Genomic DNA, 13731 nt, shown 5'->3' with positions numbered 1-13731 from the left:
CGCTTGAATCAAGCGGGCTTTTTTAATAACTCATCGTTATTTAGAAACTATTTATGATATTGCGCACTTAATTCATGCACGGCGTTAATGAATACACCGGCATTTTCTGGGTCAACATCTGGTGTAATACCGTGGCCTAAATTAAATACATGGCCATTGCCAGTACCAAAGTCTTCTAAAATAGTACCAACCTCTTGGCGAATACGATCAGGCGTACCATGAAGCATTGATGGGTCCATATTACCTTGCAGTGCTACTTTATCGCCAACACGACGTTTAGCATCACCAATGTTAATAGTCCAATCTAAACCTACTGCGTCACAGCCCGTTGCGGCAATCGCTTCAATCCACTGACCACCATTTTTGGTAAATAAAGTAACCGGTACTTTACGGCCATCGTATTCACGAATTAAGCCATCAACAATTTTATGCATGTATTGCAATGAAAACTCGTTGTAATCACGCGGGCTTAGTACACCGCCCCATGAGTCAAATACCATTAGCGATTGCGCACCCGCTTTAACTTGCGCGTTTAAGTAATCTATCACCGAATCAGCTAGTTTATCGAGTAATAAATGCAGTGTTTGCGGCTCAGCAAACGCCATTTTTTTGATTTTACCAAATACTTTACTGCTACCACCTTCAACCATGTAAGTTGCAAGTGTCCAAGGCGAACCAGAAAAACCAATTAATGGCACTTCGCCTTTAAGTTCACGACGAATAGTGCTCACTGCGTTCATTACATAGCCAAGCTCATCGGTAGGATCGAGTTTAGGAATTTTTTTAACATCAGCTAGTGACGAAATTGGGCGTTCAAACTTAGGGCCTTCGCCTGTTTCGAAGTACAAGCCTAATCCCATTGCATCGGGAATAGTTAAAATATCACTAAACAAAATAGCTGCATCTAATGGGTAACGGCGCAAAGGCTGTAATGTTACTTCACAGGCTAACTCAGCATTTCTACACAGGCTCATAAAATCGCCCGCTTGTGCACGTGTAGCACGGTATTCAGGTAAATAACGTCCTGCTTGACGCATCATCCATACCGGCGTGACATCAACAGGTTGCTTGGCAAGGGCACGTAAATAACGGTCGTTTTTTAATTCGCTCATAGCGTATAGAGTCCTAGGGCTTTTAGAAATTGTGCAAGATTGTACCACCATATTCACGCCCCCTCTATCGCTAAGCGATTAAATCGCTACAGAGTAGCGCTAGATCAAGTAATTTTTAATTTTCATGTTGCTTTGTACATAAAACAACCAAACAAACGTTAATAATAAAAACTTTTCATTAAACTATTTGCAACATCTAAAAAAGCTTGATATTGTATCTCCCGCGTTAACAAAACAATAACAAAAATTGTTAATATAAAAATAATAAAAATCTCTAATAAAAATAAGAATGCTTGTTTAAACAAGTCTAATAAAGAAATTAAACCACCGTAATAGGTGGTTTTTTCTTGCCTGGAATAAATTACTTACAACTTATACCCTTAAACAAAATTCCCTCTGGTATTACATCTATTTTACTTGTTGATATACACGCCAATTAAATATATCTTGGATAACATAAGTTTTATTTTTAATTTAAAAAATCCAACCCAGCTTAGGAGAAGAATTATGCTGAAGCGTGTAGAAAAAGCTCAACAAAAGTGGGGGGGTAGCCATACGGTCATCGATAATTGGTTAAACGAACGCCAAGAGTTGATTGTGCTTTACTGTAAAATTGCAGGCTTTTCACCTTATGAGAAAAAAGATCAGTCTTTGCCTGAACCATCACAAATTCAGGCATTTTGCCAAATTTTAATGGATTATTTATCTGCCGGCCACTTTGAAGTGTACGACGATATTGCTAAAGCCTGCGAAAAGAAAGGCCTAGAAAGCCAGCAACTCGCTAATACGATATACCCACGTATTTCAGATACCACTGACATCGCTCTGGATTTCAACGATAAGTACGCTGAGGTAGACGCTGAAGATTTACTAGAAGGCTTTGATAACGATCTTTCAGTAATGGGTGAAGCACTCGAAGCGCGCTTTGCACTTGAAGATGAGCTGATTGATAACTTATTTTCTAATCACACTGACTAATTAGTTATTCAACGTAATAAAAAAGGGACCTAAGGTCCCTTTTTTATTATCTATAACGCTTATTCTGCAGCGGCAGCTTCTGCATCATTTTGAATTTCTAATAATTCAACTTCAAAAATAAGTGTTGAATTAGCAGGAATTTTACCTAAATCACGATCGCCGTAAGCAAGGTCTGAAGGAATAGTAAATTTGTACTTAGACCCTACAGGCATAAGTTGTAAACCTTCAGTCCAACCTGGAATTACACGGTTTAGTGGGAACGTTGTCGGCTCGTTACGTGAGTAAGAGCTATCGAACTCAGTACCGTCTAACAATGTGCCTTTATAATGTACTTTAACCACATCAGTTGCTACTGGTTTTGCGCCTTCGCCTTCGCTCATTACTTCGTACTGTAAACCAGACTCAGTAACCATCACGCCTTCTTTTTTAGCGTTATCAGCTAGGTATTTTTCACCTTCAGCTTTGCTTTTTTCAGACTCTACTTTTGCTTTTTCTTCTTGTTTAGTACGCACTGATTCGTCTAATGCTGTTAGTACTTCACGAATTTTATCTTCGTCAATTTTTGCATTACCCGCAAGTGCATCTTCAAAGCCTCGCATTAATAAAGCTTGGTCTAATTCAATACCAATTTCTTTTTTATCCGCTAGATCTTTATTTAAAAAGTTACCTACTGATGCACCAATACCGTACGCTTGTTGCTGTGCTACAGTATCTAGCTTAACGTCTGCTTGCTCTTTTTTTGCTTCTTGATTACAAGCTGTAAGCGCTAAAACTGACGCTGCAATCAATGACAATTTAATCGTCTTTCTCATTTTAAATCTCCGACACACTTTGCAGTTGCCATTTATTGTAATATTACTAGTTAAAGATTAACGGCCTACATGGTAGGCTGCTTGTTTAATAGCTAAACTAAAAACATATCCAGTGATTAGACAAACAACCTAGGCGTTTAACGAGACCTAGTCTAACCTCTCAGTCACTAAGAGTTAAGAGGAAATACCTGTAATATGTCGTTATTTCGTACTTTTTTAGTCGCCACTTGCTGTTTATTAACAATTGCATGTAGTGATGAAAAACAACAAGCAGTGGCCAGTTTTGAGCACACTGCACAGGGCGCCTTTTCATCTGCGTTATCGCACGATGGTCAATACAGCTTAGTGTCTTCTATCCATCATGGGGTCGCCCTTTGGGATAATCAACAGCAAGCGCTTAAATACCAATGGTTTCAACAGCAGGCTGAAGATAGCTTAGTTTATGCCGTAGCCATTGCTTTTGATAATAGCGTGGCTGTTACCGCCGAAAAAACCACCTTTGCGGTCTGGGATATTGCCACCGGCAAAAATAAAGGCTTTTATAAAATACAAAAAGCCAGCATTCGCGATATTGCCATTAGCAACCAAGGCCAAAGTGTTGTTTACGGGCGCAGCGATGGCGTTGTGGTATTTATAAACCTTAACACAGGTAGGCGCATTGAATTTTTAGGCCATCAAGAAAAAGTAAATACCGTTGACCTATCACCCAACGGGCGCTATGCACTAAGCGGCTCTAACGATTATGTTGCCTACTTATGGGATACTCAAAGTGGGCAAGTAGTTCATCGCTTTAATCACCCAACCCGAGTAACGCAGGTCGCTTTAGATCCTCAAGGGCGCTATGCTTTTACCGCCGACAGTATGGCACAAGCAAATGTATGGAAGCTGACTACAGGTGACCTTGTTAGTAAACTAAAGTATATTGCGCGTCAGAAAATTTTTACCGCAGTGCGCTTTAACGATCAAGGCACTTTATTAGCAACCGGTTCACCCAATAAACGGGTTGATTTATGGCAGCTAACCAGCGGTGAAAAAATTCAAACATGGCAAGTCACTCCGCGAGAAGGCAGTAAGCCCAAATCGGCAGTGGTACTTGATGTGGCATTTACAGATAACGGTAAATCATTGTTAACTGAAAGCTCGAGCGGAATCGCTGAGCGCTTTATTATACGAGAACCAAATGAACACAATTGAACATCGGCTAATGGAACTTGAGGCTAAAGTGGCTTTTCAAGACGAAACAATTGAAATTTTGAATGATGAAATAAAAGTTCACCAGCAACAGTTGGCAAAAATAAAGCGCCAAACCGAGTTGCTGGCTGAAAAGCTTAAAGAGTCGCAAGCATCGCAACCTATGATGTCGAATATGCCGGAGCCTCCGCCACCGCATTACTAAACTGTTTAGGTTTAGTCGCCTGGATTAAACACGCCAATGATCTGTTCAAATTGGCGTGTTGATGCCTGCACAGCCTGCTCTGGTTGAGCCATTTTATGACCACACTGCATACATTCAACTTTTTCTACGTCATGCTCTTTGTAGAGCATTAACATATCCATGGTTTTACACTCAGGACACGTTGCTCCAGCAATAAATCGTTTTTTATGTTTCACTTCGTTTTTCCTACCATTTTAACTGACGTTATTTTATCGCAATATTTGCCTACTTGATACGATTGATATAGCTAATAAGATCCGTGTTATAATGGCTGCAATTCAATCAAGGCACAGTAAAGTAACGTATTTATGATCCAAATCTCAGAAATAGAACTGCTTCGCGGTGGCAAAGCTTTATTAAAAAATGCATCGGCTACATTATTTCCAGAGCACAAAGTAGGCCTTGTTGGTGCTAATGGCTGTGGTAAGTCAACGCTATTTAGTTTATTAAAGTCTGAGCTTTCGTTGGATGGCGGTAATTGCAGTATTCCTAAAGATTGGTCACTGGCCTCAGTAAAACAAGAAACCCCCGCCCTTGAAATAAGCGCTATAGATTACGTACTGCAAGGCCACCCTGAATATTATGCGCTACGAATTGCTTTGCGTGAAGCTGAGCAAACCAATGATGGCGACACTCAAGCTAAAGTGCATATTCAGCTTGAAAATATTAAAGGCTATAGCATAGAAGCCAAGGCAGGAGAGCTATTACATGGCTTAGGGTTTGCTAATAACCAAATAGAAAACCCAGTAAGTGCATTTTCGGGTGGTTGGCGTATGCGTTTAAACTTAGCCCAAGCGCTTATTCGCGATGCCGACTTGCTGTTACTGGATGAGCCTACAAACCACCTTGATTTAGATGCTGTGTATTGGCTTGAGCGTTTTTTACGTGCCTACACTGGTACATTGGTACTGATATCTCATGACCGAGAGTTTTTAGATGCGGTGGTTGATCAAATTTGGCATATAGATAAACAACTTATCAATGTATATAAAGGCAATTACTCGCAGTTTGAACGCCAAAAAGCTGAGCGTTTATTACAGCAACAAGCCATGTTTGAAAAACAACAAGATCAAATTGCCCACTTAGAGCAATTTATTACTCGTTTTAAAGCTAAAGCCAGTAAAGCCAAACAGGCACAAAGCCGCGTTAAAGCGCTAGAACGCATGGAAAAACTTGCCCCTGCACATGCTGACTCGCCATTTGATTTTGAATTTGCCGAGCCAACCGCTCTGCCTAACCCGCTAATGACACTCGACAAAGCTAAAGCCGGTTATGGTGATGTGACCATTTTAAACAGTATTAAGCTGAACTTAGTGCCAGGTAGCCGTATCGCGCTGCTTGGTAGAAATGGCGCAGGTAAATCAACACTTATTAAGCTGCTCTCTGGTGACTTACAACCTCAAGCAGGTGAAGTGTTTCAGCATCAGGGGTTAAACATTGGCTACTTTGCGCAGCATCAATTGGAATCACTTGATTTAAAAGCCAGTGCCGTCACTCATCTGCAACGTTTAAACCCTAAAGCCAGCGAACAATCACTGCGTGACTTTTTAGGCGGCTTTGCCTTTGTAGGCGATAAAGCACTCGACCCTGTTGCCCCTTTTTCAGGCGGCGAAAAAGCGCGCTTAGTGCTAGCTATGTTAGTCTATCAAAAGCCAAACTTACTGTTACTCGATGAGCCAACCAACCACCTTGATTTAGAAATGCGCCACGCATTGGTTATGGCATTACAAGGCTTTGAAGGCGCTATGGTCACGGTATCGCATGATCGCCACATGCTTAAAAACACCGCTGATGAATTTTACTTAGTTGATAACGGCGAAGTTACTCAGTTTGGTTACGACCTAGACGCGTATTATCAGTGGCTGCTTAATGCTAATAAAGAAGCCGCTAAAAGCGACACCGATGACGAGCCAAAAGCCCACTCACAAGTAAACCGAAAAGAGCAAAAGCGCTTAGAGGCCGAGTTTAGAAAAGCGATTCAACCGCTTAAAAAGCAAATTGAAAAGCTTGAAAAACAATTGGATAAATTTGCTGCAGAATTAGCTGACGTTGAAGAGGCGCTCGGCGATAACACACTTTATAACGATGAAAATAAAGCTAAGCTCAAAGAGCTAATTACCAAGCAAGCCACACTTACGCCTAAGCTTAATAATGTTGAAGAAGAGTTATTAATGGCCCTTGAAGAGATGGAACAAAAAGAACAGGCATTCGCCGATGAACTTGCTTAACAGCAACGATTTTTGGCAGTTTGCATGTCAGCTTTATAGCGAAGATGGCATGCAAGCGCGCCTGTTAGATTACCAAAACCTGCAAGGTAAAAACGTCAACCTATGCTTGTTGCTGTATTACTTAGATTCTCTCAATCTAGCTATTAACCAAACACAGCTGAGCAAGCTTGAACAATCTATTAGTGAATTTGAGCAGCAGGTATTAAAGCCTCTACGTACTACCCGCGCCTATTTAAAAACAATTCAAACCGAGATTACCGATTACGCCGCAATTCGAAAAGCACTTCTCGGCGCCGAGTTGAAGTTAGAAAAGCAGCAACAAATAATATTGATTGATGTAGTTAATAGTATGGATTTAACAGCCTGTTCAACGCCCAATAACAGCGATAAATATTTGGCATGATTTTTCACCATTATTTTCATCATATCACTTATATTATGAATATTAGCTCGTAATATACGTGGTTACTTTGGTTTGTTTTATAAACCAAGCTGCATATCTTTGGCTTTGTATTGAAACACCTCTTCTAATGGCAAGTTAAAAACTATAGAAATTTTAAAAGCCACTTCTAGAGAGGGTGAATATTTATTTGCCTCAATTGCCATTACCGTTTGCCGAGTTACACCAATAGCATCTGCTAATTGCTTTTGCGTCATTTCATCGCGTAAAAAGCGTAATGTTCGAATAGAGTTAGTTATTACATACTCACTCATAAATATTACCCGTTCTACCTTTATAAAGCTGCGCTATATAGTTGACTATTTCGGCAATCAAAAAAGCACCTACCATGACGTGCATTGGTAAGTATGGAATATTATATTCAATGGCTGGGCCCCAGTTATTAGCTTCAATTTGATACTGAACAATAGCAACACAAATTCCCGTCTGTAATATTATGGCCTTATATTTATAACCCACTAAATTTATTTGCTTTTCTCTCACATCAGGTGGCTGATTTAATTCATTATCACTGATAAATGAAAGTAATAAATAGCTCAATACTATAAGTATCACAGAATAAATTAACACCTGTAGCAATAAACCAGATAACCAAGAAACAGAACTAAGCTGCTGCGTACTCGCATTCATTAGGCTGTTTACATAAAAGTAAGATATGTACACGCTTACTAGTAAATCGATACTCAGCGTCAGTTCTCTAAAACTTATGCTTTGTAAAAATTCTTTAAAGTGCTCTGAACGAGTCATATAAAGCTAACCCCAAGTAAAATATTTTTGACTTTAAAACTATAAGTTCACTCTTTAGCCATGTCAAATATATTTAACACTAGGTTTATTTTATTTAACCTAAAACAAAGCAACGGTTATTCAAAGCTGAACTTTGCTGACCATCTTTATTATAAAAGTGATTAAAAAATCGCAGATAATTTACTAAAAAGTGCAAAATCGACTTAACTTTATTGATCAAAATCAACATCTGCATTGCCCATTTTATAATCTTTTAAATAGCTTGATCTGGATCATATCAAGCCCTGCCAAGCCAGCCTATGATTAACCCATAGACATCAGGAGGCCATTATGGACGTATTCTTTAGAGATTTTTTTAGCGACCCAGTACTATTTTTATCATTTGGATTTTTAGGCGTCGTTATTAGTTTATGCCTCTTCTTTGTGTATTTTTTCATGAAAAAAGTACACGATGCAGATATTAAAGAACAGCATTAAGCACGACGCACAAAGCGCCTTATTAGTTTACTGATTAGGCGCTTTTTATTTTTAAATATAAAAAATTTGCTACACTAGCGCTTCGTTTATTGCAAAGTGCGTAGTACAGACATGATCCCTAAGTTCAAACCCGCATGGTGGATGACCAACCGACACGTTCAAACCATAATGCCGCGTTTTTTTCGCCCTTTTCACCATACTCGCTACGAACTTGCGCAACTTGATACACCCGATGGTGACTTTATTGAGCTTGCTTGGTCACTCCCGCATAACGAAACGGCGCCGCTCGCAGTGGTACTTCATGGACTTGAAGGCAACATAAATAGTTTTTATGCCAAAGGCATGATGAAAGCATTAAAAAAGCAAGGGTTTGCAGTGGTGCTAATGCACTTTAGAAACTGCTCAACCGAAGTCAATCGCCTGCCAAGAGCCTACCATAGTGGCGACACTGCCGATTTAGCTTTTTTTATAAACCATTTAAAACAGCAATTTCCAAAGCGCCCGATTGTGGCGGTTGGCTTTTCATTGGGTGGTAATGTGCTGGCTAAATACTTAGGGGAAGAACACATTCACTGCCCGCTTAGTGCAGCCGCCGTGATATCTGCGCCCTATGATTTGTCATCATCTAGTGATGTTATTCGTAAAAGCTTAGGTAAAATTTACCAAAAATATTTGCTCGATCGGATGAAAAAGTCGATGCAACGCAAACTACCACAAATTAAACAGCAAATACCGATCACCACCGATCAGTTAATGGAAATTGACGATTTATTAGAGTTCGATAACCAGCTTACAGCACCGCTACATGGCTTTGAAAATGCGCACGACTACTACAAAAAAGCCAGTGCCATGCCGTATTTAAAAGATATTGCGACACCCACACTAATTATTCATGCCAAAGACGACCCTATGCTGTCGATTAAAGCAGTTCCAAGTAGTCAGAATGTGAGTGAGCATGTTACGCTGCGTATCTCAGAGAAGGGCGGCCACGTAGGTTTTATTAGCGGTAACAACCCATTTAAACCCGTGTTTTGGTTAGAGCAAGTGGTGCCTGATTATTTTAAGCAATGTGTATTTAATAACACCGATAAAGAGTGGCTATGATTATTCCTTTTGAACAACTTGATAAAGACACACTGTACAACCTAATTGAAAGCTACGTTTTGCGCGAAGGCACTGACTATGGCGAACAAGAGTTCAGTATTGAAAGTAAAGTAGCGCAAGTAAATCAGCAATTAAAAAGCGGCGAAGCTATGGTATTTTTCTCTGAGCTACATGAGTCGGTCACCATAATTTCTAAAAGTGAATTCAAAGCACTACAAAGTGAAGCGCAATTCGACGAGTAAACTTGTCAGACACGGCGTAAAAATAGACAATGGCTTTTTTAACTTAAAGAGCCATTATAAATGATAAAACTAAGCTCAATAGTTATTGCAATGTCGATTGCATTAACAGGTGCAGTACACGCAGAAATTAATCCCTCGGATAAAGCAATTAAGCTTGCACACGATACCATTTTAATCGATACCCACATTGATGTACCTTACCGTATTCACGCAAAATGGGCTGATGTAACTAAAGCTACTGATGGCGGCGATTTTGATTACCCTCGTGCAGTAAAAGGCGGTTTAAACGCGCCATTTATGTCGATTTATATTCCTGCTCATTTAGAGTTTGAAGGCAAAGGCAAAAGCTTTCAATTAGCGAATCAATTGATTGATGGTATGGAAGCAATTGCACAACGTGCACCTGACAAGTTTGCCATTGCCAGCTCAACAAGCGATATCGAAGCACAATTTAAGCAAGGTAAAATGTCGATTGCTATGGGCATGGAAAACGGCTCACCCATTGAAGGCGATTTAAACAACCTACAGCATTTTTTTGACCGTGGTGTGCGCTATATCACCCTTGCTCACTCGCAAAGCAACCATATTTCTGACTCATCATACGATATTCGTCGCAAGTGGAAAGGCCTAAGCCCATTTGGTAAAGAACTAGTAAAAGAGATGAATAATATCGGCATGCTGATTGATGTGTCTCATATCTCGGACGATGCGTTTTATCAAGTGATGGAACTGTCTAACACCCCTGTGATTGCATCACACTCATCACTACGTAAATACACACCAGGTTTTGAGCGTAATATGAATGACGACATGTTATTAGCTCTTAAAAAGAACGGTGGTGTTATTCAAATTAACTTTGGTTCAAGCTTTGTTACTGCTAAAGCAGGTACGTGGGGCAAACAGTTAAAAAGTAAAAAAGAAGCGGTAAAAAAAGATGGTACTAAGTTAAGTAAAGATTTTGATGCGATGTACCGCGCTAAAAACCCTTACCCATTTGCAAGCTTAGAGCAAGTGCTTGATCATATTGATCACGTTGTGAAGTTAATTGGTATAGAGCATGTTGGTATTGGCTCTGATTACGACGGCGTAGGTGACTCACTGCCTATCGGTTTAAAAGATGTGTCTAGCTACCCAAACCTTGTACAAGGCTTAATGGATAGAGGCTACAGCGATAGCGATATTAAAAAGATTTTAAGCGGCAATACGCTAAGAGTGTGGAAGCAAGCTGAGCAATACGCAAAATCTCATTAAGCTTTACGCGCTAGGCTTAGGTCTAGCGCTTATAGCCACTTTAAACACCGTATTTCGCCACTCACGCCCCGCATTCTTAATTAACCCGTATATTTAACCCTCATTTAACACACTTTTTAACAGACTTATATTTCGAAAACAGATAAATTACCCATTTTAGAGGCTGATTATTTTATGACTATAAACAAAGGAACTATTGCTATAGCAACACTTGCCTTGGTAATTTCATGCTACGGAACATTTTTTAAAGATCAGGCCAGTTCGCTTAATAAACCCAACCAGCAACAGCTAAGCTCCACAGTTTCTATTAGTACTCCTGCAGAATACCAGCAATCAAATGAAGCCCTAATTGACGAACTAAGCAAGAAAGTAAGTTCGCTACAACGCAAAATAGCAAACTTAAAACTGCACGCTAATGACTCTTATCAAGAACAAGATACCGACGAATTTAAGGAGCTTGTTCTTGACGTACTAGAGGAAAAACAGCAGCAAGAAGATGAAAAACGACGTGAGCAAAATCCTCTTTATAGCTTTTATGCAGATTTACCAGAAGACTATGATTTAAGGATCAAATCAGAACCTGATTATGCTAAACAAATAAACTCTCAATTAAGAGAGCAAACTTTAGATCCAAGCATCTCTGATTTAAATAGGTTAGCTGCACTGAGCCAACTGCAAATGAATATGTATATTCTAAATAAATCTACTATGCCTGAGTATGACTATGAAGTAGTGGGTAACATTTTAAATTTAGCGAACAACAGTAGTGACGAAAAATTTAAAATTCAAGCTGTTGAGTTATCAACTCAAACACCGGTACTTGATTACCGCCTTGCAGAGCAGTTTACAAACTTGTTAGAGCAAGACTCGAATGATTATATCCGTCGCTTAGCTGCACAAGGGTTGATGGCGCAATACTACCAAGCTCAAAATAAACAAGGTGGTTATACGAAGCAAATGGCGCAACATCTACTTTCAGTTTATGACAATACCTCTGACAATGCAGTCAGGGCAACGCTTGACGAAATGATGGGTAACCAAGATATGCTTGATGAATTACGTAAGAGTGCTGGTTACTAACTAATTAAGTCCATACTCCTACTTTGTTACAGCGATAACATTAATAATTACATTTTACCTCAGGCATAAAAAAACCGAGACTGAGCTCGGGTTTTATTAATGCTTAATGCATTACAACAAATGATTACTCTACGATAGTTGCTACAAAGCACCGATGCCTAAGTAAGTGCGCCACCTTCATGCTTTATCCTCTGAGTTCGATAAAACTCAACCCATACTACGATGATCAAATTAATACCGCTTTGCTCTGCCTGAAGCCTCGCACCTAATACCTGAAACCTGTATTTTTCTTGAGACATTAAAAAGCCCGACGCTAAGCTCGTTTTTTTTCGTATTAATTAGCTAGGCTAATTATTACTCGTTGAACGTTGCTACAAAGCACCTACCCCTAAGGTAAGAGCGCCACCTTCACATGAAGTAAATTGCAGACATTAAAAAACCCGAGGCTAAGCTCGGGTTTTTTTAGTATTAATTAGCTAGGCTAATTATTACTCGTTGAACGTTGCTACAAAGCACCTACGCCTAAGGTAACTGCGCCACCTTCACATGATGTAAATCGCAGCCATTAAAAAAGGCCACCTAAGTGACCTTTTTCTAACAATTAACTTAAACGTTAATTATTACTCTACGATAGTTGCTACAACACCAGCACCTACAGTACGGCCACCTTCACGGATAGCGAAACGAAGACCTTCGTCCATCGCGATTGGCGCGATTAGCGTTACAGTCATCTTAACGTTATCACCAGGCATTACCATTTCTACGCCTTCTGGTAACTGTACGTCACCTGTTACGTCAGTTGTACGGAAGTAGAACTGTGGACGGTAACCTTTGAAGAATGGAGTATGACGACCACCTTCATCTTTCGAAAGTACGTATACTTCTGAAGTGAATGTAGTGTGTGGCTTGATTGAACCAGGCTTAGCTAGTACTTGACCACGTTCAACGTCTTCACGCTTAGTACCACGTAAAAGTGCACCAATGTTCTCACCAGCACGACCTTCGTCAAGAAGCTTACGGAACATCTCAACACCAGTACAAGTAGACTTAGTCGTCTCTTTGATACCAACGATTTCAACTTCGTCGTTCACGTTGATGATACCAGCTTCAACACGGCCAGTTACAACAGTACCACGACCTTGGATTGAGAAAACGTCTTCGATAGGCATGATGAATGGCTTATCGATGTCACGCTCTGGCTCTGGAATGTAAGTATCTAGTGCTTCTGCAAGCTCTACGATTTTAGCTTCCCATTGCTCTTCGCCTTCAAGTGCTTTAAGTGCAGAACCTTGAATTAGTGGTAAGTCATCACCTGGGAAGTCGTATTCAGAAAGAAGTTCACGAACTTCCATTTCTACTAGCTCAAGTAGCTCTTCATCATCAACCATGTCACATTTGTTCATGAATACAACGATGTAAGGAACGCCAACTTGGCGAGAAAGTAGGATGTGCTCACGAGTTTGTGGCATAGGACCGTCAGTCGCAGCAACTACTAAGATAGCGCCGTCCATTTGAGCAGCACCAGTGATCATGTTTTTAACATAATCGGCGTGACCAGGACAATCTACGTGTGCGTAGTGACGAGTAGGCGTATCGTACTCAACGTGTGAAGTTGAGATTGTGATACCACGCTCGCGCTCTTCTGGAGCGTTATCGATTGATGCGAAATCTTTAGCAACACCGCCGTATACTTTTGCAAGTACGTTAGTGATTGCTGCAGTTAGTGTAGTTTTACCGTGGTCAACGTGGCCGATTGTACCAACGTTTACGTGCGGTTTTACGCGTTCAAACTTTTCTTTTGCCAT

At 40.1% G+C, this 13731-nt stretch carries 16 protein-coding genes; 9 read left to right on the top strand and 7 right to left on the bottom strand.

Annotated features, from left to right (window positions below):
* Positions 1 to 47 precede the first annotated feature (47 nt).
* Complete coding sequence (hemE, locus tag L641_RS0113505; protein WP_013466162.1) at positions 48 to 1112, bottom strand: uroporphyrinogen decarboxylase; 1065 nt, start codon at positions 1110 to 1112, stop codon at positions 48 to 50.
* Between the two features lie 507 nt (positions 1113 to 1619).
* Between hemE and L641_RS0113500 the strand changes: the two genes are divergently transcribed.
* Entirely contained in the window at positions 1620 to 2090 is a 471-nt protein-coding gene (locus L641_RS0113500; protein ID WP_013466164.1) for an Rsd/AlgQ family anti-sigma factor, read from the top strand.
* 59 nt (positions 2091 to 2149) lie between these two features.
* On the opposite strand, the gene fkpA is transcribed toward L641_RS0113500, so the two are convergent.
* Positions 2150 to 2902, bottom strand: coding sequence for an FKBP-type peptidyl-prolyl cis-trans isomerase (fkpA, locus tag L641_RS0113495; protein WP_024602169.1), 753 nt, complete (start codon positions 2900 to 2902; stop codon positions 2150 to 2152).
* Positions 2903 to 3097: 195 nt separating this feature from the next.
* On the opposite strand from fkpA, the gene L641_RS0113490 reads away from it, so the two are divergent.
* Both L641_RS0113490 and L641_RS0113485 read left to right on the top strand, forming a co-directional pair.
* Positions 3098 to 4096: a hypothetical protein gene (locus L641_RS0113490; RefSeq protein ID WP_013466166.1), complete on the top strand. Its 999-nt coding sequence runs from the start codon at positions 3098 to 3100 to the stop codon at positions 4094 to 4096.
* Positions 4083 to 4298 (top strand): SlyX family protein, encoded by a 216-nt coding sequence (locus tag L641_RS0113485; protein ID WP_013466167.1) that lies wholly within the window; start codon positions 4083 to 4085, stop codon positions 4296 to 4298. The genes L641_RS0113490 and L641_RS0113485 overlap by 14 nt, the downstream gene beginning before the upstream one ends.
* Before the next feature lie 11 nt (positions 4299 to 4309).
* On the opposite strand, the gene L641_RS0113480 is transcribed toward L641_RS0113485, so the two are convergent.
* Complete coding sequence (locus L641_RS0113480) at positions 4310 to 4513, bottom strand: YheV family putative zinc ribbon protein (protein WP_008114218.1); 204 nt, start codon at positions 4511 to 4513, stop codon at positions 4310 to 4312.
* A gap of 132 nt (positions 4514 to 4645) precedes the next feature.
* On the opposite strand from L641_RS0113480, the gene L641_RS0113475 reads away from it, so the two are divergent.
* Both L641_RS0113475 and L641_RS0113470 read left to right on the top strand, forming a co-directional pair.
* Complete coding sequence (locus L641_RS0113475; RefSeq protein ID WP_013466169.1) at positions 4646 to 6565, top strand: ATP-binding cassette domain-containing protein; 1920 nt, start codon at positions 4646 to 4648, stop codon at positions 6563 to 6565.
* Positions 6552 to 6968, top strand: a complete 417-nt coding sequence (locus L641_RS0113470) for a TIGR02444 family protein (RefSeq protein WP_013466170.1) — start codon at positions 6552 to 6554, stop codon at positions 6966 to 6968. Before L641_RS0113475 ends, L641_RS0113470 begins: the two co-directional genes overlap by 14 nt.
* Before the next feature lie 77 nt (positions 6969 to 7045).
* On the opposite strand, the gene L641_RS0113465 is transcribed toward L641_RS0113470, so the two are convergent.
* Together L641_RS0113465 and L641_RS0113460 are read right to left on the bottom strand one after the other, a co-directional pair.
* Entirely contained in the window at positions 7046 to 7279 is a 234-nt protein-coding gene (locus L641_RS0113465; protein WP_013466171.1) for a helix-turn-helix transcriptional regulator, read from the bottom strand.
* Positions 7272 to 7772 carry a hypothetical protein gene (locus L641_RS0113460; RefSeq protein ID WP_013466172.1) on the bottom strand — a complete coding sequence of 167 codons (501 nt, stop codon included), beginning with the start codon at positions 7770 to 7772 and terminating at the stop codon, positions 7272 to 7274. Before L641_RS0113460 ends, L641_RS0113465 begins: the two co-directional genes overlap by 8 nt.
* A 588-nt stretch (positions 7773 to 8360) precedes the next feature.
* Between L641_RS0113460 and L641_RS0113450 the strand changes: the two genes are divergently transcribed.
* From L641_RS0113450 to L641_RS0113435, 4 genes are all read left to right on the top strand, one after another.
* Positions 8361 to 9353, top strand: coding sequence for a hydrolase (locus L641_RS0113450; protein WP_013466176.1), 993 nt, complete (start codon positions 8361 to 8363; stop codon positions 9351 to 9353).
* Positions 9350 to 9595: a YheU family protein gene (locus L641_RS0113445; RefSeq protein WP_008114225.1), complete on the top strand. Its 246-nt coding sequence runs from the start codon at positions 9350 to 9352 to the stop codon at positions 9593 to 9595. Before L641_RS0113450 ends, L641_RS0113445 begins: the two co-directional genes overlap by 4 nt.
* A 60-nt stretch (positions 9596 to 9655) precedes the next feature.
* On the top strand, positions 9656 to 10846 hold the full coding sequence (locus L641_RS0113440) for a dipeptidase (RefSeq protein WP_024602168.1): 1191 nt from the start codon (positions 9656 to 9658) through the stop codon (positions 10844 to 10846).
* A gap of 174 nt (positions 10847 to 11020) precedes the next feature.
* Complete coding sequence (locus L641_RS0113435) at positions 11021 to 11926, top strand: hypothetical protein (RefSeq protein ID WP_024602167.1); 906 nt, start codon at positions 11021 to 11023, stop codon at positions 11924 to 11926.
* 158 nt (positions 11927 to 12084) lie between these two features.
* On the opposite strand, the gene L641_RS23395 is transcribed toward L641_RS0113435, so the two are convergent.
* The gene (locus L641_RS23395; RefSeq protein WP_013466179.1) at positions 12085 to 12225 is read right to left on the bottom strand and encodes a hypothetical protein; all 141 of its coding nucleotides are present in this window, start codon (positions 12223 to 12225) and stop codon (positions 12085 to 12087) included.
* A gap of 321 nt (positions 12226 to 12546) precedes the next feature.
* The gene (tuf, locus tag L641_RS0113425; protein WP_013463851.1) at positions 12547 to 13731 is read right to left on the bottom strand and encodes an elongation factor Tu; all 1185 of its coding nucleotides are present in this window, start codon (positions 13729 to 13731) and stop codon (positions 12547 to 12549) included.

This window comes from Pseudoalteromonas sp. TB41, from assembly GCF_000497975.1.
Classification (GTDB): domain Bacteria; phylum Pseudomonadota; class Gammaproteobacteria; order Enterobacterales; family Alteromonadaceae; genus Pseudoalteromonas; species Pseudoalteromonas tetraodonis.
This window is presented reverse-complemented; position numbering and strand designations above follow the sequence as displayed.

Bases quoted from the DNA above. Each gene is read 5' to 3' on its own strand.
- L641_RS0113485 (WP_013466167.1), top strand. From the start codon at position 4,083: ATGAACACAATTGAACATCGGCTAATGGAACTTGAGGCTAAAGTGGCT.
- L641_RS0113475 (WP_013466169.1), top strand. From the start codon at position 4,646: ATGATCCAAATCTCAGAAATAGAACTGCTTCGCGGTGGCAAAGCTTTA.
- fkpA (WP_024602169.1), bottom strand. From the start codon at position 2,902: ATGAGAAAGACGATTAAATTGTCATTGATTGCAGCGTCAGTTTTAGCG.
- L641_RS0113465 (WP_013466171.1), bottom strand. From the start codon at position 7,279: ATGAGTGAGTATGTAATAACTAACTCTATTCGAACATTACGCTTTTTA.
- L641_RS0113445 (WP_008114225.1), top strand. From the start codon at position 9,350: ATGATTATTCCTTTTGAACAACTTGATAAAGACACACTGTACAACCTA.
- L641_RS0113500 (WP_013466164.1), top strand. From the start codon at position 1,620: ATGCTGAAGCGTGTAGAAAAAGCTCAACAAAAGTGGGGGGGTAGCCAT.
- L641_RS23395 (WP_013466179.1), bottom strand. From the start codon at position 12,225: ATGTCTCAAGAAAAATACAGGTTTCAGGTATTAGGTGCGAGGCTTCAG.
- L641_RS0113450 (WP_013466176.1), top strand. From the start codon at position 8,361: ATGATCCCTAAGTTCAAACCCGCATGGTGGATGACCAACCGACACGTT.
- L641_RS0113440 (WP_024602168.1), top strand. From the start codon at position 9,656: ATGATAAAACTAAGCTCAATAGTTATTGCAATGTCGATTGCATTAACA.
- L641_RS0113490 (WP_013466166.1), top strand. From the start codon at position 3,098: ATGTCGTTATTTCGTACTTTTTTAGTCGCCACTTGCTGTTTATTAACA.
- tuf (WP_013463851.1), bottom strand. From the start codon at position 13,731: ATGGCAAAAGAAAAGTTTGAACGCGTAAAACCGCACGTAAACGTTGGT.
- L641_RS0113435 (WP_024602167.1), top strand. From the start codon at position 11,021: ATGACTATAAACAAAGGAACTATTGCTATAGCAACACTTGCCTTGGTA.
- L641_RS0113460 (WP_013466172.1), bottom strand. From the start codon at position 7,772: ATGACTCGTTCAGAGCACTTTAAAGAATTTTTACAAAGCATAAGTTTT.
- L641_RS0113470 (WP_013466170.1), top strand. From the start codon at position 6,552: ATGAACTTGCTTAACAGCAACGATTTTTGGCAGTTTGCATGTCAGCTT.
- hemE (WP_013466162.1), bottom strand. From the start codon at position 1,112: ATGAGCGAATTAAAAAACGACCGTTATTTACGTGCCCTTGCCAAGCAA.